The sequence below is a fragment of the Kitasatospora sp. NPDC096140 genome (assembly GCF_040303045.1).
Lineage (GTDB): Bacteria > Actinomycetota > Actinomycetes > Streptomycetales > Streptomycetaceae > Kitasatospora.
Map to the genome: position 1 here is coordinate 80,377 of NZ_JBEOUW010000031.1, position 21,063 is coordinate 101,439.

Sequence of the window (21,063 nt, forward strand, 5' to 3'; positions counted from 1 at the left end):
CCACCCATACAAACGCCCCCCCACCCCCCCCCCCCCGTCCCGCAACCGCCCCCACCCCCCGGCGCTCACCCGCCCCCCCCCCCCCCCCCCGCCCCGCCGGGTGCTCGCCGGGGACGCCCGGGCCGACCAGGACGCCCAGGACGCCCAGGACGCCCAGGACGCCCAGCAGCAGCGTTGGCGGCCACAGCCGTCCCCGCTACATCGGATCCACCGCCCGCAGGTCGCCGTCCAGCTCCAGCCACCTGGTCACGCCCAGGCCGCGCAGGAACGGCAGGTCGTGGCTGGCCACGATCAGCGCGCCCCGGTAGGCGGCCAGCGCCTGGGTGAGCTGGCGGACGCTGGCGAGGTCCAGGTTGTTGGTCGGCTCGTCGAGCAGCAGCAGCTGCGGCGGCGGGTCGGCCAGCAGCAGGGCGGCCAGGGTCGCGCGGAACCGCTCGCCACCGGAGAGGGTCGCGGCCGGCTGGTCGGCCCGGGCGCCGCGGAACAGGAACCGGGCGAGCCGGGCGCGGATCGCGTTGTCCCCCGCGGCGGGGGCGAACAGCTTGACGTTCTCCACCACGCTGAGCTTCTCGTCCAGCAGGTCGAGCCGCTGCGGGAGGTGCCGCAGCGACACCGGAGCGGTGATCTGCCCTTCCAGCGGGGCGAGTTCGCCCGCGATGGTGCGCAGCAGGGTGGACTTGCCGGCCCCGTTGCGGCCGACCAGGGCGATCCGCTCCGGCCCGCGCAGGTCGAGCTCGGCGGTGATGCCGTGCGGCAGCCGGACCTTCTGCAGGGTGAGCACCGTGCGCCCGGCCGGGACTTCGGTGCGCGGCAGGTCGATCCGGATCTCGGCGTCGTCCCGGACGGCCTCCTCGGCCTCGGTGAGCCGCGCCTTGGCCTCCTCCAGCCGCTCGGTGTGCATGCCCTGGAGCCGGCCCGCCGTCTCCTGGCCCTTGCGCTTGAGCATGCCCCGGAAGATGTGCGGGTCGTTGCGGGTGACCGAGCGCTTCTTGCCGTACGCGGCGCTGCGGTCCAGCCGGGACCGGGCGTCGACCAGGTCCCGCTTCTGGCGCTGGACGTCGGCCTCGGCGCTGCGCAGCAGCCGCTCCGCCGTCTCCTGCTGGGCGGCGAGGGTGCGCTCGTAGGCGTCGAAGTTGCCGCCGTACCAGGTGACTTCGCCGCCCCGGAGGTCGGCGATCTGGTCGACGTGCTGCAGCAGCTCGCGGTCGTGGCTGACGATCAGCATCACGCCGTGCCAGCCGGCCACCGTCTCGTAGAGCCGCTCGCGGGCGGCCCGGTCGAGGTTGTTGGTGGGCTCGTCCAGCAGCAGGACGTCGGGGCGGGCCATCAGCAGGGCGGCCAGTCGCAGCAGCACCGCCTCGCCGCCGGAGAGTTCGCCGGTGGTGCGGTCGAGGCCGAGGCGGCGCAGGCCGAGCCGGTCGAGCGTGGCGCGGGCGCGCTCCTCGACGTCCCAGTCGTCGCCGACGGCGTCGAAGTGCCGCTGGTCGGTGTCGCCGGACTCGATGGCGTGCAGGGCCTCGCGGGCGGCCCGGATGCCGAGCGCCTCGTCCACCCGCAGGGAGGTGTCGAGCGTCAGGCCCTGGGGCAGGTAGCCGAGTTCGCCGTCGACTCGGACGGTGCCGCCGGTCGGGGTGAGGTCGCCGGCGATCAGTCGCAGCAGGGTGGACTTGCCGGCGCCGTTGAGCCCGATCAGGCCGGTGCGGCCGGGGCCGACGGCGAGGTGGAAGCCGCTCAGGACGGGCTTGCCGTCGGGCCAGTCGAACGCGAGGTCGGTGCAGAGGACGGCGGTGGTGGGTTGTGCCATGGAGGCCTCCCGAAGGTGGTTGCCGAAGGGGTGATGAGCAACACGGGGAGACACCGCGGGTGCGGGGACCGGTACGGCCGGCGGGGACGAGAAGGGGTGGCGTCACACCGACGATCGCCGCGGATCACAGAGGATCACGGAGCATCGATCGTGGGGGATCGCGGATCGCCACCGGGCCGTGACTGAGGTCGCACACTCGCGCACCACGCGGCAACAGTGCCTGCGCGGCGGGGCGGTGTCCCTGAGCCTCAGTAGATCAACGGCCTACTCCTTGTCTGGTTGGCGACCCGGACCACGCTAGGCACGCCACGGGACGCGTGCAACCGGTTTTCCGGCCCCGACGGAGGCTCCGTGCCGATCCCGTAGCGATCCGGTGACAGCTTCGTCCCGGTCGGGGGTGGGTGTAAGGAGATCCTCATCCGCATGGCAGACTCCTCACCTGCCATACACGCGGCCCCGGGCCGCGCCCGAGGAGAAGGGCCGTATGGCGGAAGTCAACAGGGGGATTTGAACTCATGTCACCGATATCCCGGCCGAGCCGTGCCGTCCTGGGTGCCTCCGTCGCCGCGCTGACCATGGTGGTCGCGACCGCGTGCGGACCGGACAACAGCGACCCGGTGACCGGAGCCCAGACCACGGCTCCCTCGGTCGCGGCCAGCGCCTCCGGCAAGCCGGGCGCGGCGCCGATCAAGCTCCCGACGCTCGACGAGCTGAAGACCTGGAAGCTTGAGGACTGGGACAAGTGGGCCCAGGCGAACGTCATCACCCCGGCGGTCAAGGGCTACTGGACCCTGCAGAAGCTGCTGGACGCCAAGCCGAAGCCGCTGCCGCAGGCCCCCGGCCAGGACCCGACGCAGGCGCCCGCCCAGCCGACCGCGCAGCCCACCAGCGCCGCCCCGGCCCAGCCCACCGCCGCGCAGCCGCCGACCGGCCCGGACCAGATGCCCGCCGTGGTCCCGGCGAAGCCCGTCGCGCACCCGTTCCCGAAGAACATGCACGTCAACGGCAAGATCTTCTTCAAGGACGGCAACGAGGACTACGTGTGCTCCGGCACCGTCGTCTCCGACCCGGCCAACCCGGGCAAGAGCAACCTGGTGTGGACCGCGAGCCACTGCCTGCACGGCGGCAAGGGCAACAAGTACTACACCGACATCACCTTCGCCCCGGCCTTCAACAGCAACGGCGTGCTGAGCAACGGCAACAAGCAGAAGTCCAAGCTGGACGACGCCGAGCCGTACGGCGAGTGGGGCGCGACCGCCGGCATGGTCTCCCCGCAGTGGACCGGCGAGGCCGACCCGGAGCACGGCGGCCCGTGGAGCCAGTACGACTTCGGCATCATCAAGGTCGCCAACCCCGACCCGAACGGCAAGTCGCTGGAGGAGACCGTCGGCGGCTCGGTGCCGCTGTGGTTCAACGCCCCGCGCGACCAGATCGCCTCCGTCGCCAACTACGGCTTCCCGGAGGGCAAGCCCTTCGACGGCGTCGAGCTGGAGCACTGCGACGGCGGCAAGCCGTCCAAGAAGACCGGCGACCCGAGCCGCCCGGCGATGCTGCTGATCGGCTGCAACATGACCGGCGGCAGCAGCGGCGGCGGCTGGTACGCGACCAAGGACGGCAAGCCGGCCCTGGTCAGCGACACCTCCATCGGCAACGGCGCGAACACCTACGAGGCCGGTCCGTACCTGGAGGACGTGGCCCAGCACATGTTCGAGTACTTCTCGAAGAAGGCCAAGTGATCCACGGGGGATGATCCCCACCGGTCCCGGGGGCCGCGGCTGCCACGGCCGCGGCCCCCGGGCTTTTCCCGTGTCGGCCCCGCTCCTCTTACAATCGGCCCCATCATGAGCGCGACACTCGTAGTCAAGGACCTCAGCGCCGGTCACGGCGAACGCACCCTCTTCTCCGGCCTGGACCTGGTCATCGCCCCCGGCGACGTGATCGGCCTGGTCGGCGTGAACGGCGCCGGAAAGTCGACCCTGCTGCGGCTGCTGGCGGGCCTGGACACCCCCGAGGGCGGCTCGCTGCGGCTGAGCCCGGCCAGTGCCAACGTCGGCCACCTCCCGCAGGAGCCGGAGCGGCGCGAGGGCGAGTCGGTGCGCGCGTTCCTGGCCCGCCGCACCGGCGTGGCGGCCGCCCAGGCCGCACTGGACGAGGCCACCGAGGGCCTGGTCGAGGGCCGGGCGGGCGCCGACGACGCGTACGCGGTGAGCCTGGACCGCTGGCTGGACCTCGGCGGCGCCGACCTGGAGGAGCGGGCCGAGGAGGTCGCCGACTCGCTCGGGCTGAAGGTCTCGCTCGACCTGCCGATGACCGCGCTCTCCGGCGGCCAGGCCGCCCGGGCCGGCCTCGCCTCGCTGCTGCTCTCCCGCTACGACGTCTTCCTGCTCGACGAGCCCACCAACGACCTCGACCTGGACGGCCTGGAGCGGCTGGAGTCCTTCGTCAAGGGCCTGCGCGCCGGCACCGTGGTGATCAGCCACGACCGCGAGTTCCTGGCCCGCACCGTGACCAAGGTGCTGGAGCTGGACCTGCACCAGCAGCAGGTCAACCTGTACGGCGGCGGCTACGAGGCGTACCTGGAGGAGCGGGCGGTGGCCCGTCGGCACGCCCGCGAGGAGTACGAGGAGTACGCCGACACCAAGGCCGGGCTGGAGGCCCGCGCCCGGATGCAGCGCGGCTGGATGGAGCACGGCGTGCGCAACGCCCGCCGCAAGTCCTCCGACAACGACAAGATGGGGCGCGCGATGCGCGCCGAGTCCACCGAGAAGCAGGCCTCCAAGGCGCGCCAGACCCAGCGCATGATCGAGCGGCTGGACGTGGTCGAGGAGCCGCGCAAGGAGTGGGAGCTGCGGATGGAGATCGCCACCGCGCCGCGCTCCGGCTCGGTGGTCGCCACCCTCAACGGGGCCACGGTGCGCCGCGGCGACTTCGCCTTCGGCCCGGTGGACCTGCAGATCGACTGGGCCGACCGGGTCGCCATCACCGGAGCCAACGGCGCGGGCAAGTCCACGCTGCTGGCCGCCCTGCTCGGCCGGCTCGAACTCGACGGCGGCAGCGCCTCGTTGGGCTCCGGCGTGGTGGTCGGCGAGGTCGACCAGGCCCGCGGACTGTTCCTCGGCGGGGAGCCGCTGGCGGAGGCCTTCTCCGCCGCCGTGCCGGAGCTCTCGCCGGAGGACGTGCGCACCCTGCTGGCCAAGTTCGGCCTCAAGGCCGTGCACGTGCTGCGCCCGGCCGACACCCTCTCCCCCGGCGAGCGCACCCGGGCCGCGCTGGCCCTGCTGCAGGCCCGCGGGGTCAACCTGCTGGTCCTGGACGAGCCCACCAACCACCTGGACCTGGCCGCGATCGAGCAGCTGGAGTCCGCGCTCGGCTCGTACACCGGCACCCTGCTGCTGGTGACGCACGACCGGCGGATGCTGGACACCGTCGCGGTGAACCGGCGGATCGAGGTCCGGGACGGTCGGGTGCACGAGCTGTAACCCGCACCCGACCGATGGCGACCCCTCCGGAATTGGTCTCTACCTCTTCCCGGAGGGGTCGTCATGTGCTGTGCTGTCAGCCATGGTTGACAGTGCAGACCGCGCGGAGAGCGCCGTGGCGGGGACGCCCCACCCGACCGTCCCCCTCACCCCCATGACGGTCCCGGCCCACGAGGCCGAGGCCCGCAGCAGGTCCTTCCACGAGGTGATGGCCCGGCGCCGCACCGTCCGCGACTACGCCACCCGTCCGATCCCGGACGGCGTCCTGGAGTGGGCCGTCCGGACCGCGAGCACCGCGCCCAGCGGCGCACACGTCCAGCCCTGGCGGTTCGTGGTGGTCACCGACCCGGAACGCAAGCGGCGGCTGCGCGAGGCGGCCGAGGCCGAGGAGCGCGAGTTCTACGCCCGCCGGGCGTCGGCGGAGTGGCTGGCCGCGCTGGCGCCGATCGGCACCGACTGGCGCAAGCCGTTCCTGGAGGACGCGCCGGCCGTGATCGTGGTGTTCGAGGTGCACAAGGGGCCCGACTCGCCGCGCCCGTACTACACCAAGGAGTCGGTGGGGATCGCGGTCGGACTGCTGCTGGCCTCGCTGCACCAGGCCGGGCTGGCGACACTGACCCACACACCGAGCCCGATGAGGTTCCTCAACGAGGTGTGCGACCGTCCGGCCGAGGAGCGGGCGGCGTACGTGATCCCGGTCGGCTACCCGGCCGAGGGGGCACGGGTGCCGGACCTGCGGCGCAAGGAGCTCGACGAGGTGATGGTCCGGCTCTGACGCGCCGGGGGCGGCGACCGGGCGCCGAGGACGCGCCGGCACGCCGGGGGCGCGGCCCCGGCACCGGGCTCCGCGACCGTGCGCGCCCGCCGTCCGGGGGGCCGGGCGGGGGTCGAATGGTGACAGGTCCGGGCCAAGGACATAATCGCCGCCATGAGCCAAGCACAGCCACGGTCCTGTGGCCCGGCACCGACCGGGCAGGCACCGAGCGGGCGGGCACCGGCCGCCGGACGGGCACCGAGCGGGCAGGCACCGGCCGCCGGACGGGCACCGAGCGGGCAGGCACCGGCTGCCGGAGCGGGGCAGGGGCAGGGGCCCGGACCGGCACCGATCGCGGCGGAGGTGACCACCGGGCGGCCGCCCGAGCTGCTGCGGCTGCCCGGCGGCCTCTGGCTGCGCCGCCGGCGCAGCACCCACGCGGTGGCGCTGAACCGGGCCGTCCGCGCCAACCTGGACCACCTGCGCCCCTGGCTGGAGTGGGCGGCCGAGGCCCCGACCCGGGCGCGGACCGCCGAGCTCACCCGGGCCGGCTCCGCCGCCTGGGAGGCCGGCACCGACTTCATGTACCTGGCCGGCCTGGACGCCGAGCCCGGCGACGTGATCGGCGCCTTCGGCCTGCACGCGCGGATCGGCCCGGGCGCGCTGGAGCTCGGGTACTGGGTCGCCGCCGGGCACGTCGGCCGCGGCATCGCCACCACCGCCACCGGGGCGCTGACCGAAGCCGCGCTCGCCCTGCCCGGGATCATCCGGGTGGAGATCCACTGCGACCGGGCGAACGCCGCCAGCGCGGCCGTCCCACGCAAGCTCGGCTACCGGCTGGAGCGGGTCGCCGCGGTTGCCGTCCGGGCACCGGGCGAGACCGGCCGGCAGCTGGTGTGGGTCAAGGAACGGCCCCGGGCCGACCGGGACACCGACCGGTAGCGCCCCGGCCGGCGATGCCGCACCCGACCGGCCGGTGCCACACCGGCCGGTCGGCAGCGCACGGAGCGGTCAGTAGCGCCCGCCGGTCGGCGCCGGCAGACCGTCCAGCTCGGCGAGGTCGGCCGGCGAGAGCACGACGTCGGCCGCGCCCACGTTGTCCGCCAGGTAGCGCGGCGTCCGGGTGCCCGGGATCGGGAAGACGTACCGGCCCTGCGCCAGCACCCAGGCCAGCGCCACCTGCGCGGGCGTGGTGCCGAGCCGCTCGGCGACCTCCCGGACCTTCGCGACCAGCGCCAGGTTCGCCTTGAGCGCGTCCTGCTGGAAGCGCGGCAGCCGGCGGCGGAAGTCGTCGGCGGGCAGCTCGTCGAAGGAGGAGATGCTGCCGGTCAGGAAGCCGCGGCCGAGCGGCGAGAACGGCAGGAGGGCGATGCCCTGCTCCTCGGTGTACGGCAGGACCTCGGCCAGCGCGTCCCGGGTCCACAGCGACAGTTCGTTCTGCACGGAGGCCACCGGGTGCACCGACTGGGCCCGCCGGATCTCCTCGACGGTCACCTCGGACAGGCCGACGTGCCGGGCCTTGCCCGCCGCCACGATCTCGGCGAACGCGCCCCAGGTCTCCTCGATCGGGACCTCCGGGTCGACCCGGTGGAGCTGGTAGAGGTCGACGTGGTCGGTGCCCAGGCGGCGCAGGCTCTCGTCGATGGAGCGGCGCACGTGCTCGGGCCGGCCGTTGCGCTCCATCTGGCCCTCGCCGCCCGGGACGATGCCCACCTTGGTGGCCAGGAAGGCGCGCTCCCGGTACGGGCCGGCCAGCGCCGCACCGACGACCTCCTCGTTGGTGTACGGGCCGTACATGTCGGCGGTGTCGATCAGGCCGACGCCGAGGTCCAGCGCCTGCCGGATCACCCGGACGGAGTTCTCGTCGTCCCGGTTCTGCACGTCGTAGGCCCAGGTCATGCCCATGCAGCCGAGACCGATGACGCCGATCTCCGGGCCGTTGGTACCGAACGTGGCGTTGCGCATGACGGTGCTCCCATCGTGGTTCGTGTGCTGTTTCGTGTGCTGGTTCGCGCGGTTCGCACGGCGGTTCGCGCGCTCCGCCCGGTTGCGTGGGGCGGTTCGCGCGCCCCGCCCGGTTCGCGCGGCGGTTCGCGGGTTCGCGTGCTGGTCGGCGCGGTGATGCGTGATCAACGCCTTCAGCATTCACCTTGGAGTGCACTCAAGGTCAAGTCCCGTTCCGATCCACTCATGGAACCCGCCCGCCAGGACCAGCTCCGCCAGCCGCCCGTACCCGCCCGCGCCCGGGTGAGCGCCGTCCGCCGCCCCGGCCTCGGACACCCACACCGGATCGGCCGCCAGCGTCTCGGTGACGTCGACGAACGGGACCTCGAACGCGGCGCAGGTCGCGGCCAGTTGCGGGACGAGGCCGCGCAGCCGGTCGAGGTGCGCTGCCCCGTCGCAGACCACGGGCGGCGGGCCGACCACCAGCGTGCCGAGGCCGAGTGCGCGGGCCCCGCCGAGCAGGGCGGCGAGGTTGTCGAGCGTCCCGAGGGGCGGCACGCGTGGCGCGCCGTCCTCCTCCGTCGCGTCGTTGGCGCCGACCGAGACCACCAGCCGGTTGTCCGCGCCGGGAGCGGTCCTCGCCTCGACCTCGGCCTGCCAGCGGCGCCGCACCTGCGCCGAAGTGTCGCGCCTGACCCCGAGGTTGAACGCGGTGGCGCCCGGTGCGGCCGCCTGCAGCACCCGGCCGACCCAGCCGCGGAACTCCGGGTCGCCGAGGCCCTGGACGAAGGAGTCGCCGAGGAAGCAGATCCGCGGACCGTCGAAGCCTGTTCGTATGGTCATCGGCCCACCGTAGGGGTGCGAGCGGGGCGCACGCTTCCGGTTTCACCACCGGGCAGACCGAGCCGGCCGTCGACGGCGCGAGCTTCGTCCCCGGACTTTTGACCGGGCCACCGCGGGTGACGCTGCGCCAAACCGGCGCGCAGGCGCCCGCCCACGGATCTCCCGCACCACCGGGCGCCGCCCGTCCGGCCTTGGCAGGACTCACCGCGACGGTCGACGCTCTGTGCACAGCCGATCATCGGCTCGTCGGTCCATCACCAGGCTCGTCAGTTCACAACCGATTGGGGACCAACCCATGCAGCTCTCGCGCACCCGTGTCGCCGCCGTCGCCCTGCTCGCGGCCACCGCCACCGCGCTCGCCGTCCCGGCCCAGGCCGCCGGCGGGACCCGCGCGCTCAGCCGCTTCGACGACGGCAGCTTCGAGTCGCCCAAGGCCCCGGCGGGCTCCTTCACGAACCTGGCCACCGGCCAGACCATCGGCCCGTGGCGGATCACCGCCGGGAACATCGACCTGATCGGCGCCGGCTTCTGGCAGGCCGCCGAGGGCGACCAGTCGGTCGACCTCAACGGCGGCACCGGCGGCACCATCGCCCAGACCTTCACCACCACCCCCGGCACCGCCTACTCGGTGACGTACGCGCTGGCCGCCAACCCCGCGGGCGGACCGGCCGTGAAGACCGGAAAGGCGCTGATCGACGGCCAGGACTTCCAGGACTTCTCCTTCGACTCCACCGGCAAGACCATGGCCGCGATGGGCTACGTGGGGCGGCAGTTCAGCTTCGTCGCACAGAACTCCTCCACCACCCTGACCTTCACCAGCACCGTGGCGGGGGCGTACGGGCCGGTGCTCGACGACGTGCAGGTGAAGGAGTGCAAGCCGTGCTGCAGCTGACCGGCCGGGGCCCGGAGCGCCACCCGACCGGCCTCCGCGAGTCGCCTCCTTAACCCTCCCTAAAACCTGCCCTCGGCGAGGCGTCCGGCGTGGGGAAGTGCTTGACGTGCACAGCTGGTCTAGTCCAGTTTGATGCTCAGCACCGCGCTCCCCCACCGGACCACCCCAGGCCGCCGCCCGCCCGTGTCTCCCCCCTCGCGGCGCGGGCGGCCACCACGTCCCGAGAGGCACCCCCATGCCCAGCGCGCCCCAGCACGCCCCCACGCACCGCCGCCCCGCCCGCCGGACCACCCTGCTGAGCCTCGTCGCCGCCACCGCACTGGCCGCCGGCGGCCTGGCCGTCCTCGCCGGGAACGCCGGCGCCGCCGACGGCAACCTACTCGCCAACGGCGGCCTGGAGAGCGGTGCGCTCAGCCCCTGGAGCTGTTCCGCCGGCACCGGGAGCATCGCCGGCACCGGTGCACACGGCGGGACGTACGCACTGAAGGGGGCCGTGAGCGCGAGCGACACCGCGCAGTGCAGCCAGACCGTCAGCGTCCTGCCGAACACCCGGTACAGCCTGAGCGCCTGGGTGCAGGGCCGGTACGTCTACCTCGGCGCCACCGGCAGCGGCGTCACCGACCCGGCCACCTGGACCCCCGGCGGCGCCGACTGGCAGCAGCTGTCCACCGGCTTCACCACCGGGCCGGCCACCACCAGCGTCACCGTCTACCTGCACGGCTGGTACGGGCAGGGCGGCTACCTCGCCGACGACATCGCGCTGACCGGCCCCGGCGGCACCCCGACCACCCCGCCGCCCACTTCGGGCACGCCGACCCCGAAGGGCACGCCCACGGGCACGCCCACCGGCACCCCGACCGGCGGCCCGAGCACCCCGCCGCCGAACGTCGCGCTGCCGGTCGCCCCCTACATCGACATGGGCGCCTGGCCTACCCCGTCCATGCCCGCCCTCGCCAAGGCCGGCAACCTCAAGGGCTACACGATGGGCTTCGTCACCGGCGTCGGCTGCAAGGCCAGCTGGTTCAACGCCTACGACCCGCGCACCGGTTGGGCCAAGGACCAGGTCGACGCCCTGCGCGCGGCGGGCGGCGACGTCAAGGTCTCCTTCGGCGGCGCCAGCGGCACCGAACTCGCCGCCGCCTGCACCTCGGTGGACTCGCTGTTCGCCGAGTACGACGCCGTGGTGAAGGCCTACGGGCTGCGCTACGTCGACTTCGACATCGAGGGCGCCGCGATCGCCGACACCGCCGCCAACGACCGCCGCTCCGCCGCGCTCGCCAAGCTGCAACAGGCCCACCCCGGCCTCAAGGTCTCCTTCACCCTGCCGGTGCTGCCCGAGGGCCTGACCGCCGAGGGCGTCGCCATCGTCAAGTCGGCCCGCGACGCCGGGGTCGACACCGACCTGGTCAACATCATGGCGATGGACTACTACCGGAGCGGGACGGACTACGGCAACGCCGCCGTCCAGGCCGCCCAGTCGCTGTTCGGCCAGCTCAAGGCGCTCTACCCGGCGAAGACCGACGCCCGGCTGTGGGCCATGGTCGGCGTGACGCCGATGATCGGCGAGAACGACGACCACCAGGTCTACAACCAGGCGGACGCCCAGCAGTTGGTGACCTTCGCCCGGCAGAACCACCTCGGCCTGCTCGCCTTCTGGGACGCCACCCGGGACGCCAACGCCTGCACCGGCGGCTCACTCTCCAAGTGCACCAACATCCCGCAGCAGCCGTACGAGTTCGCCAAGATCTTCAGCCAGTACGCGGGCTGAGCCCCGCGGCACGACCGGGGTGCCGGCCGCCCTTCCCGGGCCGACCGGCACCCCGGCGTTCCCGGGAGCCCCGCCGGCGGCCGACCGGAGAAAATTGGCATCTCATCGTCCCGGACCGTCCACTACAGTCCCACCCACCTGTACGGCACGAGGGGGCGGACATGACGGTCCGGGACGACCACGACCAGCTCGACACGATCCATCCGACCGGCGAGGCGGCACTCGCGGCAGGTGTGACCGCGGAGGAACTCGCCGCGTTCAGCCGCACCCTCGGCCGGCTGCGGGCGCTCCCCTGGACCGACCGGACCCGGCTGCACGTCGAGAGGCAGATCGGCTCCTTCGTCATGGAGAGCCGCAAACGCCGCCGCCAGGAGGCCAAGGAAGCCGTCCGGCAGGCCGACGCCGAACTGCTCACCGCCACCGCGACCGGCAGCCCGCACCGCCGCGAGGACGCACCGCTCACGACGCTCGCGTCCGGGGGCGGGCCCGTCGGCGAACTCCAGATCCCGCGCAAGTGCTACGTCTGCAAACAGGCCTACCGCCAGGTCGACGGCTTCTACCACATGCTCTGCCCGGACTGCTCGGCCGACAACACCGCGCGCCGGGGCCTCAGCACCGACCTGCGCGGGCGTCGCGCCCTGCTCACCGGCGGACGGGTGAAGATCGGCTTCCAGCTCGCGCTGATGATGCTGCGCGACGGCGCCGAGCTGATCGTCACCAGCCGCTTCCCGCAGGACACCGTCCGACGCTTCCGCGCCGCCGAGGGCAGCGAGCACTGGTGGGAGCGCCTCACCGTGGTCGGCATCGACCTCCGCGACCCGCGCCAAGTCATCGGACTGACCGAGCAGTTGCGTGCAGACGGGCGCCCGCTCGACATCCTCGTCAACAACGCCGCCCAGACGCTGCGCCGCCCGCCCGAGTCGTACGCCCTGCTGGCCGCCGGCGAGCAGGACGCCCTGCCCGCCGCCGACCGCCGGGCAATCAGCCACGCCCCGGGCTTCCTACCCCTCTCCGGCGGTGCCCGACTGCCCTCCGGCGCCGGATCGTTGGTCGGGATGGGAAACCTGGGCGAACTCGGCGCCGGCACCGACGAGGCCGGGCTGCTACCCGACCTCGCCCCCGACAACTCCTGGTCCACCAGGCTCGGTTCGCTCGACCCGGCGGAGGTCCTGGAGACCCAGCTGGTCAACGCCCTGGCCCCGACCCTGCTCTGCGACCGACTGCTGCCCCTGCTGCTGGCCTCCCGGCACCCCGCCCGCTACATCGTCAACGTCACGGCGGTGGAGGGCCGGTTCGCCGTACGCAACAAGACCGCCCGGCACCCGCACACCAACATGGCCAAAGCCGCGCTCAACATGCTCACCCGCACCAGCGCCGCCGAACTCGCCCCGCAGGGCGTGCACATGTGCGCCGTCGACACCGGCTGGATCACCGACGAGAACCCGGCCCCCAAGAAGGCCCGCCTGGCCGAACGGGGCTTCCGCACGCCGCTCGACATCGTGGACGGCGCGGCCCGCGTCTACGACCCGATCGTTCGGGGCGAGGCGGGACACCCGGCGTCGGGGGTGTTCCTCAAGGACTACCGGATCGCGGAGTGGTGACGGGCCGGGCCCACCGCCGGCCCGGTGCGGCTGCTCAGGTGTCGTAGCAGCCGCACCAGGGGGCGTGGAAGCCCAGGCCGTCCGGGTGGAGCTCGGCGGTGAAGCGGTCGGCCTCGTCGTCGTCCTCGTCGTGCTCGCCGCTCTCGCCGTCCTCGTCGTGCTCGTCGGCCTCGTCGTCTTCCTCGATGACAAGGCCGAACAGCACGCCGTCGAACCGGACTTCGAACGGGGCGATCGCGATGCTCCCGTACTCCCGGCCGGGCAGGGCGTCGAGCCACTCCTCCAGCAGCCGTCGGGCCTCGGGCCCGGTGCCCGCCGACCGGATGGCCGAGTCGAGGTGCTGCCCGGCGGAGTCGAAGCGGTGCAGCACCGCGTACCACTCCGGCCGGTCGACCGGCCCCGTGACGGAGGCGAAGAACGCGCCGTCCCGCCAGCAGCCGATGGTACGGGTGCGCCCTTCCGGCTCGTGCCGGATCGGGATCAGTTCGGGAACGCTCACGGTCGAACCGTACGAAGGACCTGTGACAACGGCCTGGCCGGGGGGATCTCCCCCCCCCCGGCCGGGCCGTCCGGTGTTCTGAGCGCTGTCAGCCCTCGGCACTATCAGCCCTCAGCGCCATCCACGCTGTCAGCGCTGTCAGCGCCCGGTGGGCAGGTTGGCGCCGCCGGTGCAGTCGAACACGACGCCCGTCACGAAGGTGTTGGCGGCCAGCATGTGGATCGCCCGTGCGACGTCCTCGGCGCGGCCGACCCGGCCGACCGGGGTGGTGGCGGCCAGGCCCTCGAAGAGCGCGGTGCGCTGCTCGGCCGGGACGCGGTCCCACCACGGGGTGTCGATGACGCCGGGCGAGACGGCGTTGACCCGCAGCGGGGCGAGCTCGACGGCCAGCGGCGGAACCATCGCCTCCAGCGCGCCGTTGATGGCGGCCAGTCCGGAAGTGCCGGGGATGGCGGCGCGGGCGGAGGCCGCGGTGATCAGGGTGACCGAGCCGTCCTCGCGCAGGTGCGGCAGCGCGGCCTGCAGGACGCGGACCTGCGGCCAGAACTTGGCGTCGAAGCCGGTGGCGAGGTCGGCCAGGTCGAGCTGGGCGAACGGGCCGCTGCCGGCCGCGCCGCTGACCGCGACGACCAGGTGGTCCACGGTGCCCTCGTCGGCGAAGAACGCGGCGAGTGCGGCCGGGTCGGTCGCGTCAAGCCGGCGACCGGTGGTCTTGCCGCCGATCCGGGCCACGGCGGCGTCGAGCCGCTCGCGGTCACGGCCGGTGACCACGACCTCGGCACCGTCCGCCGCGAAGGCGGTCGCGGCCGCCTCGCCGATGCCCGAGCTGCCGCCCATCACGACGACGCGCTGTCCGGCGAAGAGGTTTGACGCAGTGCTCATGGCGGTGGGGCCTTTCGACTTGTCGAGACTGTCGGTTCTGGCATTGATATTTGTCGAGACTGGTAGTCTTGTCAAGCGGGGGCAAGGAAACGGGGCCGACGAGAGGGAGACCATGAGCGACACCGAACCCCGGGCGGAACGGGCGGAACAGCCTGCGCAGGCAGTCCGGGCAGCGCGGGCAGATCGGGCACAGCAGCCGGAACACACGGACCAGACGGACCAGACGGACCAGACGGACCAGACGCCCGAGCAGACCGCGTCCACCCGCCCGCACACAGGACGCCGCCGCAACGAAGCCGCCCACCGAGCAATCCTCGACGCCGCCCTCCACCTGCTCGCCGACTCGGACGGCACCCCGGTCACCATCGACGCCATCGCCCGCACGGCCGGCGTCGGCAAGCAGACCGTCTACCGGTGGTGGCCCTCCAAGGGTGCCGTCCTGCTCGACGCCCTCACCGACCGCGCCGACCAGGACGTCCTCGGCCCCGACACCGGCACGCTGCGCACCGACCTGCACGCCTTCGTCGCCACCACCTTCGACGCCGCCCAGCGCAGCACCACGGCCTCCGCCCTGCGCACCCTCGTCCGCGAAGCCGCCCGCGACCCGCACCTCGCCGAACTCATGCAGACCTTCACCGCCACCCGCCGCACCGCCCTGCGCGAGCTCCTCTCCCGCGGACGCGAACGCGGAGAACTGGCCGACGATGCCGACCTGGAGCTGATCGTGGACCAGGTCTACGGGGTGTTCTGGTACCGCTTCCTCCTCGGGCACGCCCCACTGGACGCGACGACGGCCCAGCGCCTCGCCGACTCCCTGCTCACCGGAAACGCTGCCGACTGACCCCCGCCACTGCCAGTGCCCCGCCCGCGACCCCCGGCCCCCGGTTGCGCAGGAAGTCGGCCCGCCCGACTTCCTGCGCAGGACCGCACCCCGCAGCACACGCCCAGGCGCGGAGGCCGCGCCGGCACTACTGGATCAGCCCACGCAAAATATGAAGACCGGTCTACATATGGGCCCTGCTCGCGACGGCAAACCGCACGAAAAGTCGATCGGCCCGACTTCCTGCGCCACCCTCGCCACCCTCGCCGTGCGGCGCCGGGAGGAATATGACGACCGGTCTACATAGCCCGTCCGCGAAGGTGCCGCACGCACAAGAAGTCGGCCCGCTCGACCTCCCGCGCAACTCCTGCGGCGCGCCCAGCAGAATATGACGGTCGGTCTACATATTCGCCCGGCCCAGGCGGTGCCCGTATGCATGCACGCACGCGCACGCGCAGGAAGTCGGCCGGGTCGACTTTCTGCGCGATGCTCCGCGGCAGGCAGGCAGTCACGCAGGCGGGCGGCGCGGTGCCCGAAGGGCGGCTGTCCGCAGCTTGGCCAGGGCGGTCCGGCCGCTCCGACGAGGCCGGGGAGATATGTAGACCGAGCGTCATATTCCTTCCCCTCCCGCCGCACCGGCACCCGCATGAGAAGTCGGGTGGGCCGCTTTCTGTGCAGGTGCCTCTCGGGGTCTCGGGGCGGGTGGCAGGAATATGTCGGGCGGTCTACATAGTGGCCCCGACGGGGCCGGGGCCAGGGGTGGGACGGCGGTGGTGGTGGTAGGCGCAGGCGAGGGCCAGAACAATCGGGCCCATGAGCATGCTGGGTGAGGTGCCGACCCAGGCCAGGGCCTGCCACCATCGCCGCCCCAGCCCTTCGGCGCGCCCGGCTGAATATGACGGTTGGTCTACATATTCGCCCGGCCCAGGCGATGCCCATATGCATGCACGCATGCACACGCGCAGGAAGTCGGCCTGGTCGACTTTCTGCGCGATGCTCCGCGGCAGGCAGGCAGGCACGCAGGCGGCGCGATGCCCCGCAGGGCGGCTGTCCGCAGCTTGGCCAGGGCGGTCCGGCCGCTCCGACGGAGCCGGGAAAATATGTAGACCGAGCGTCATATTTCCTCCCCTTCCCATCGCAACGGCGCCTGCGCGGGAAGTCGGGTGGGCCGACTTCCTGTGCAGGCACTTCTCGGGGCGGAGGGCAGAAATATGTCGGGCGGTCTACATAGTGGCCCGGGCGGGGCGGGGCTCCGGAGTGGGGCGGCGGCGGCGGTGGTGGTAGGCGCAGGCGAGGGCCAGGACGATCGGGCCCCAGAGCATGCTGGGTGAGGTGCAGACCCGGGCCAGGGCCTGCCACCAGCCGTTGGAGTACGCGACCTCCTCGAAGCCGAGGACGCCGAGCCAGGCGAGGGGCATGGGATCGAAGAGGGCGACGAGCGCCAGCCCGCCGAGGACCGCCGGGGCGACGGCGGCGAGCCGCGGCACCCGTCGGCCCCGGAGGAACGGCACCCAGGACGGGAAGACCTCGCCCCATCCGCTGACCAGTCCCAGGGTGAGCAGCGCCAGCGCCTCGGTGAGCACGCTCAGGCCGATCACGTACGGCGTGGCCCACCAGGTGAAGGCCGGGGCGGCCGGGTCGATCGTCCCCATCCGGAAGTCCACCGCGAACGGCAGCCGCCACAGGCAGTGCGGCAGCACCACGAATGGGAGCGCCCTGGCCAGGCGAAGGGCCCAACGGGGGACGGGGCGTTCGGTGTCGCCCAGCGGAATGTTCGTCAGCATGCGTCCACCGTCGCCGACAGCACCGGTGCCCCGCCTCGTCCGCCCGAATCGACCCCCTCCCCCGGCGGAGCCATCTACCTGTGCGCCAGCAGGCTGACGTACCCGCGGCCCGGGTGCTCCGGGCGCAGGTGTTCCAGTCGCGTGGTGACGGTGAAGCCGGCCCCGGCCAGCAGCTCGACCAGGCGGTCGGCCGGGACGAGGTAGGAGGAGTACGTCACCGGGTGGCCGTAGCCCGAGACCGGGCGCAGGTGTTCGTCGCCGACGTGGCCTCCGAGGAGGAGGTGGCCGCCGGGCGCGAGGACGCGGTGGAACCCGGCGAACAGCGCGGGCAGCAGCTCGGGCGGGGTGTGGTGGACGGAGTACCAGGCGAGGATGCCGCCGAGGGCGCCGTCGGGCAGGTCGAGGTCGGTCATCGTGCCCTGCAGGAACCGGAGTTCGGGGTACGCGCGACGGGCGAGCGCGATCATCTCGCCCGAGATGTCCACCCCGAAGGCCGGCACGCCCAGCGCCGCCAGGTGGGCGGTGACCCTGCCCGGTCCGCAGCCGAGGTCGGCGACCGGACCCACCGGCGCCCCCACGCCCGAACCCACGCCCGCGCCCGAACCCGGACGCCCGCTCGCACCCGCAGGCCCGCCCACGCCCGCACCCCGCACCAGCTCCGCGAAGGCGGCCAGCATCGCCTGCGAGAGGGAGTCCATCCCGGTCGGCGGGACGACGGTCCGGACGTAGTCGGCGGCGACGGTGTCGTAGGAGGTCCGGATCGCAGCCAGGAAGTCGGGCTCGCTCACGCCCGCGCCTCCAGGCGCCGGCAGCGGCACGACGCGTCGCACTCCTGCACCGTCCCGCCCCAGTCCGGCCGCTCGCCGGCCGTTGCCCGCCGCGCGAACACCTCCTCCCGGCGGTCCGCCGTCTGCCGGAGCACGTCCTTGCGGTCGCGCCGCGAGAGCCGGTCCACGTACAGCCGGCCGTCGAGGTGGTCGGTCTCGTGCTGCAGGCAGCGGGCGAAGTAGCCGGTGGCCTCGACGGTGCGCGGGCTGCCGTGCCGGTCGAAGCCGCGCACGACCGCGCGGGCCGGACGGGCGAGCGCGGGGGTGCCCGCGCCGGGGACGGAGAGGCAGCCCTCGGCGTCCTCGATCAGCCGACGTCCGGCGGCCTGCGGCTCGACGACCGGGTTGAGCAGGTGGCCGGTGTGCCGGACGCCGTCGTCGTCGGGGCAGTCGTAGACGAAGAGGCGCAGGTCCACGTCGACCTGGTTGGCGGCGAGCCCGCAGCCGTCGGCGACGTACATGGTCAGGAACATGGAGTCGATCAGCTGCGCCAACTCCTCACTGCCGTAGTCCTGTTCGCCGGCCGGTCGGCAGGGGCCGTGCAGGATCGACTCCCCGATCTCGGTGATCCGCAGGACGGGGGGACGTTCGCGTAGGTCGGACATGGGCGTGCTCCTCGACGCAGTCCAGGCATGACAACTTGTCACCGACTTTGCAAAGTAGCAGACTTTGCAAAGTGACCGAAGAAGATCTCGCCACCGCCGGCGCCCTGCCCGAGCACGCCGTCCGCACCGCCCTGCTGGACCTGCTCGCCGAGCACGGCACCATCACCTCCACCGAGGCCGCCGCCCGGCTCGGCGTCAGCTCCGGCCTCTGCTCGTTCCACCTGCGACAGCTCGGCCGACACGGCCTGATCGAGGAGGCCCCGCCGGTCGACGGCCGCGCCCGCCCCTGGCGCCTGCCCCGAGCGCAGGCACCCCGGAACCCGCAGGAGCCCGACGGCCGGCCCGGCGGCGAGCCCGGCGGCCGGCCCGGCAACGGGGTCGGCCCTGGGGTCGGCGACGAGTTCGCCCCCGGAGCCGGCGAGGAGTTCGGCGACGGGTTCGGCGACGGGTTCGGCGCGCTGGCCCGCGGCCTGGAGGACGAGAGCTACCAACGCTGGCTCGCGCACCGCGCCGAAGCCCCCGCCGACTGGCAGCACGACGAAGCCTTCAGCGCCGTCGTCTACCTCACCCCCGACGAGCTCTCGGCCGTCGGCGAGGCCGTCCGTCAGGTCCTCGCCCGCTACCGGGGCCGCGAAGCCGACCCGGCCACCCGCCCCGCCGGGGCCCGCCCGGTCGCCGCCGTCACGCGCCTCTTCCCTCTCCTCGACGCGCTTCCCGCCGCACCTCCCGCCGCATTCCCCTCCCCGAGCCCGGCCCCGAACCCCGACCCGAGCCCGGCCCCGAACCCCGACCCGAGCCCCGCCGCGAGCCCGGCCCCGAGCCCCGACCCGCGCCCCGGGGAGCTTCCCGAGGAACGGTGACCACGCTTCAGGCCCGACGCCAGGACTGCCGGGCCACCGCCCGTCCCAGCGGACCGACCAGGAGCCCCACCGCCGCGCCCAGCACGACTCCCTGCACCCCGTCCCAGACGTCCTGCACATCGCAGGACCGTCCGATCACCGGCAGCGCGTAGTGCATCGCCGACACCGCGAACGGGAGCACCGCAGCGCCGAGCAGCGCCACCACCGCCCGCCGCCTGGTCCCCGCCAGGGCGGCCGCGAAGCCGACCGGGGCGTAGGTCGCCAGCTTGAGCTCGATGTACCGGACGTGCAGCAGCTCGTACGGCGACCGAGGCCGCCCGCCCTCGACCGTGCAGTGCCGCACGGCGTCCTCGGAGAGCCGGAACGCCTCCGGCAGCAGCGTCGCCACGACCACCCCGCCGAGCCCGAGCAGCAGGACGAAGCCCACCGCCCAGTGGGCCCGCAGCAACCGCCCCACCGGCCGGTTCAACAGGGCCGCGGGCGCCAGCGAGAGCAGCAGCCCGGGCCAGAACATCGGCATCCCGCCGAGCACCGCACTGATCACTCCTCAACGGACGCCGCGCACCCGCGGCCGGTTCTCGCGCCGAGGGGGGAATCTCCGCGCGTCACCCCGAGACGGGTCACCGCACGCCCGGACGAGCCGGACGTACACACGCCGGGGACGGCGGACCGTGCACCCGGACGGGCTCTCCGCCGTCCGGGTACCCAGGGCGCCCGCTCCGGACGGGACGGTCAGTGCGGGATGGAGGAGATCAGCTCCTGCGCCCCCTGCCGCTTGAGCGCAAGGGCGACCGAGGTTCCCAGGTCCTCCGGGTTGAGCGCGCCCGCCCACTCGTGGGCGTCCAGCACCTGCTTGCCGTCCGGGGTGAAGACCCGGCCGCGCAGCGAGAGGCGGCCGTCCGCCTCGGCCTTGGCGTAGCCGGCGATCGGGCTGTTGCAGTGGCCCTGCAGCACGTGCAGGAACATCCGTTCGGCCGCCGCCTCCCGCCAGGTGTCGTGGTGGCCGAGCGTGGTGACGGCGTCGATGGTCGCGGTGTCGTCCTCGCGGCACTGCAGGACGAGGATCCCGGCGCCGATGGGCGGGCACATCGCGTCGACGCCGAGGATCTCGGTGATCCGCGCCTGCTCGCCGATCCGTTCCAGGCCGGAGACGGCGAGCAGCAGGGCGTCCACCGTCCCGGCGTCGAGCTTGGCGAGCCGGCTGTTGGCGTTGCCGCGGATCGGCACGCACTCCAGGTGCGGGTGGGAGGCGGCGAGTTGGGCGGTGCGGCGGACGGAGGAGGTGCCGATCCGGGTGCCGGGCGGGAGTTCGGCGAGGGTCAGGCCACCGGGGTGGACGAGGGCGTCGCGGATGTCGTCCCGGCGCAGGTAGGCGGCGAAGACGGTACCGGCGGGCAGCGGACGGTCGGCTGGAACGTCCTTGAGGCAGTGCACGGCGACGTCGGCCTCCCCGGCGAGCAGCGCGGCGTCGACCTCCTTGGTGAACGCGCCCTTGCCGCCCAGGTGGGCGAGGTCGCCGGTCCAGCGGTCGCCCGAGGTGGTGACCGGCACCACCTCGGTGCGAAGGTCCGGGTGCAGGACGGCGAGTTCGGCGCGGACCCGCTCGACCTGGGCGAGCGCCATGGGCGAGGAGCGGGAGACGATGCGGATCAGCTCAGCGGTGGACATGGCGCGATGATAGGCCTTCGAACACCCGTCATT

The 21,063-nt window shown here is 73.5% G+C and carries 19 protein-coding genes; 9 read left to right on the forward strand and 10 right to left on the reverse strand.

The window, feature by feature from the left end:
• Positions 1–196 precede the first annotated feature (196 nt).
• A complete protein-coding gene (locus tag ABT048_RS28335; RefSeq protein WP_350524358.1) occupies positions 197–1,804 on the reverse strand; it encodes an ABC-F family ATP-binding cassette domain-containing protein in 1,608 nt (535 codons plus the stop codon).
• 515 nt (positions 1,805–2,319) lie between these two features.
• On the opposite strand from ABT048_RS28335, the gene ABT048_RS28340 reads away from it, so the two are divergent.
• From ABT048_RS28340 to ABT048_RS28355, 4 genes are all read left to right on the forward strand, one after another.
• Positions 2,320–3,540, forward strand: coding sequence for a trypsin-like serine peptidase (locus ABT048_RS28340; protein ID WP_350524359.1), 1,221 nt, complete (start codon positions 2,320–2,322; stop codon positions 3,538–3,540).
• A gap of 105 nt (positions 3,541–3,645) precedes the next feature.
• Entirely contained in the window at positions 3,646–5,283 is a 1,638-nt protein-coding gene (locus tag ABT048_RS28345) for an ABC-F family ATP-binding cassette domain-containing protein (RefSeq protein WP_350524360.1), read from the forward strand.
• A gap of 82 nt (positions 5,284–5,365) precedes the next feature.
• The gene (locus ABT048_RS28350; protein ID WP_350524361.1) at positions 5,366–6,058 is read left to right on the forward strand and encodes a nitroreductase family protein; all 693 of its coding nucleotides are present in this window, start codon (positions 5,366–5,368) and stop codon (positions 6,056–6,058) included.
• Between the two features lie 342 nt (positions 6,059–6,400).
• Entirely contained in the window at positions 6,401–6,979 is a 579-nt protein-coding gene (locus ABT048_RS28355) for a GNAT family N-acetyltransferase (protein ID WP_350524362.1), read from the forward strand.
• 69 nt (positions 6,980–7,048) lie between these two features.
• Here the strand turns inward: ABT048_RS28355 and ABT048_RS28360 are convergent, their stop codons facing one another.
• Both ABT048_RS28360 and ABT048_RS28365 read right to left on the reverse strand, forming a co-directional pair.
• Entirely contained in the window at positions 7,049–8,002 is a 954-nt protein-coding gene (locus ABT048_RS28360; RefSeq protein WP_350524363.1) for an aldo/keto reductase, read from the reverse strand.
• Between the two features lie 180 nt (positions 8,003–8,182).
• A complete protein-coding gene (locus ABT048_RS28365; RefSeq protein WP_350524364.1) occupies positions 8,183–8,824 on the reverse strand; it encodes a GDSL-type esterase/lipase family protein in 642 nt (213 codons plus the stop codon).
• Positions 8,825–9,119: 295 nt separating this feature from the next.
• On the opposite strand from ABT048_RS28365, the gene ABT048_RS28370 reads away from it, so the two are divergent.
• The 3 genes from ABT048_RS28370 to ABT048_RS28380 all read left to right on the forward strand — a co-directional run bounded on the left by ABT048_RS28370 (position 9,120) and on the right by ABT048_RS28380 (position 13,085).
• Positions 9,120–9,716 carry a choice-of-anchor C family protein gene (locus ABT048_RS28370; RefSeq protein ID WP_350524365.1) on the forward strand — a complete coding sequence of 199 codons (597 nt, stop codon included), beginning with the start codon at positions 9,120–9,122 and terminating at the stop codon, positions 9,714–9,716.
• A gap of 235 nt (positions 9,717–9,951) precedes the next feature.
• Positions 9,952–11,484: a carbohydrate binding domain-containing protein gene (locus tag ABT048_RS28375; protein WP_350524366.1), complete on the forward strand. Its 1,533-nt coding sequence runs from the start codon at positions 9,952–9,954 to the stop codon at positions 11,482–11,484.
• Between the two features lie 161 nt (positions 11,485–11,645).
• Positions 11,646–13,085 carry an SDR family NAD(P)-dependent oxidoreductase gene (locus ABT048_RS28380; protein WP_350524367.1) on the forward strand — a complete coding sequence of 480 codons (1,440 nt, stop codon included), beginning with the start codon at positions 11,646–11,648 and terminating at the stop codon, positions 13,083–13,085.
• A gap of 34 nt (positions 13,086–13,119) precedes the next feature.
• On the opposite strand, the gene ABT048_RS28385 is transcribed toward ABT048_RS28380, so the two are convergent.
• Both ABT048_RS28385 and ABT048_RS28390 read right to left on the reverse strand, forming a co-directional pair.
• On the reverse strand, positions 13,120–13,584 hold the full coding sequence (locus tag ABT048_RS28385; protein WP_350524368.1) for a hypothetical protein: 465 nt from the start codon (positions 13,582–13,584) through the stop codon (positions 13,120–13,122).
• Positions 13,585–13,722: 138 nt separating this feature from the next.
• A complete protein-coding gene (locus ABT048_RS28390; protein ID WP_350524369.1) occupies positions 13,723–14,466 on the reverse strand; it encodes an SDR family oxidoreductase in 744 nt (247 codons plus the stop codon).
• Positions 14,467–14,578: 112 nt separating this feature from the next.
• Between ABT048_RS28390 and ABT048_RS28395 the strand changes: the two genes are divergently transcribed.
• Positions 14,579–15,307 (forward strand): TetR/AcrR family transcriptional regulator, encoded by a 729-nt coding sequence (locus ABT048_RS28395; protein ID WP_350524370.1) that lies wholly within the window; start codon positions 14,579–14,581, stop codon positions 15,305–15,307.
• A 1,202-nt stretch (positions 15,308–16,509) separates the two neighbouring features.
• Here ABT048_RS28395 and ABT048_RS28400 read toward each other — a convergent pair.
• From ABT048_RS28400 to def, 3 genes are all read right to left on the reverse strand, one after another.
• Positions 16,510–17,070 carry a hypothetical protein gene (locus tag ABT048_RS28400; RefSeq protein ID WP_350524371.1) on the reverse strand — a complete coding sequence of 187 codons (561 nt, stop codon included), beginning with the start codon at positions 17,068–17,070 and terminating at the stop codon, positions 16,510–16,512.
• 74 nt (positions 17,071–17,144) lie between these two features.
• Positions 17,145–17,858, reverse strand: coding sequence for a class I SAM-dependent methyltransferase (locus ABT048_RS28405; protein ID WP_350524372.1), 714 nt, complete (start codon positions 17,856–17,858; stop codon positions 17,145–17,147).
• Positions 17,855–18,502, reverse strand: a complete 648-nt coding sequence (def, locus tag ABT048_RS28410) for a peptide deformylase (RefSeq protein ID WP_350524373.1) — start codon at positions 18,500–18,502, stop codon at positions 17,855–17,857. The genes ABT048_RS28405 and def overlap by 4 nt, the downstream gene beginning before the upstream one ends.
• A 71-nt stretch (positions 18,503–18,573) precedes the next feature.
• On the opposite strand from def, the gene ABT048_RS28415 reads away from it, so the two are divergent.
• Positions 18,574–19,362 (forward strand): winged helix-turn-helix domain-containing protein, encoded by a 789-nt coding sequence (locus ABT048_RS28415; protein WP_350524374.1) that lies wholly within the window; start codon positions 18,574–18,576, stop codon positions 19,360–19,362.
• A gap of 7 nt (positions 19,363–19,369) precedes the next feature.
• On the opposite strand, the gene ABT048_RS28420 is transcribed toward ABT048_RS28415, so the two are convergent.
• Both ABT048_RS28420 and hemC read right to left on the reverse strand, forming a co-directional pair.
• Complete coding sequence (locus ABT048_RS28420; protein WP_350524375.1) at positions 19,370–19,906, reverse strand: hypothetical protein; 537 nt, start codon at positions 19,904–19,906, stop codon at positions 19,370–19,372.
• 188 nt (positions 19,907–20,094) lie between these two features.
• The gene (gene hemC / locus ABT048_RS28425; protein ID WP_350524376.1) at positions 20,095–21,030 is read right to left on the reverse strand and encodes a hydroxymethylbilane synthase; all 936 of its coding nucleotides are present in this window, start codon (positions 21,028–21,030) and stop codon (positions 20,095–20,097) included.
• Positions 21,031–21,063: the final 33 nt, after the last annotated feature.

Excerpts from the sequence above, each read along its gene's own strand:
- ABT048_RS28360 (WP_350524363.1), bottom strand. The coding sequence starts at position 8,002 with ATGCGCAACGCCACGTTCGGTACCAACGGCCCGGAGATCGGCGTCATC.
- hemC (WP_350524376.1), bottom strand. The coding sequence starts at position 21,030 with ATGTCCACCGCTGAGCTGATCCGCATCGTCTCCCGCTCCTCGCCCATG.
- def (WP_350524373.1), bottom strand. The coding sequence starts at position 18,502 with ATGTCCGACCTACGCGAACGTCCCCCCGTCCTGCGGATCACCGAGATC.
- ABT048_RS28335 (WP_350524358.1), bottom strand. The coding sequence starts at position 1,804 with ATGGCACAACCCACCACCGCCGTCCTCTGCACCGACCTCGCGTTCGAC.
- ABT048_RS28345 (WP_350524360.1), top strand. The coding sequence starts at position 3,646 with ATGAGCGCGACACTCGTAGTCAAGGACCTCAGCGCCGGTCACGGCGAA.
- ABT048_RS28370 (WP_350524365.1), top strand. The coding sequence starts at position 9,120 with ATGCAGCTCTCGCGCACCCGTGTCGCCGCCGTCGCCCTGCTCGCGGCC.
- ABT048_RS28395 (WP_350524370.1), top strand. The coding sequence starts at position 14,579 with ATGAGCGACACCGAACCCCGGGCGGAACGGGCGGAACAGCCTGCGCAG.
- ABT048_RS28375 (WP_350524366.1), top strand. The coding sequence starts at position 9,952 with ATGCCCAGCGCGCCCCAGCACGCCCCCACGCACCGCCGCCCCGCCCGC.
- ABT048_RS28340 (WP_350524359.1), top strand. The coding sequence starts at position 2,320 with ATGTCACCGATATCCCGGCCGAGCCGTGCCGTCCTGGGTGCCTCCGTC.
- ABT048_RS28390 (WP_350524369.1), bottom strand. The coding sequence starts at position 14,466 with ATGAGCACTGCGTCAAACCTCTTCGCCGGACAGCGCGTCGTCGTGATG.
- ABT048_RS28380 (WP_350524367.1), top strand. The coding sequence starts at position 11,646 with ATGACGGTCCGGGACGACCACGACCAGCTCGACACGATCCATCCGACC.
- ABT048_RS28365 (WP_350524364.1), bottom strand. The coding sequence starts at position 8,824 with ATGACCATACGAACAGGCTTCGACGGTCCGCGGATCTGCTTCCTCGGC.
- ABT048_RS28400 (WP_350524371.1), bottom strand. The coding sequence starts at position 17,070 with ATGCTGACGAACATTCCGCTGGGCGACACCGAACGCCCCGTCCCCCGT.
- ABT048_RS28350 (WP_350524361.1), top strand. The coding sequence starts at position 5,366 with ATGGTTGACAGTGCAGACCGCGCGGAGAGCGCCGTGGCGGGGACGCCC.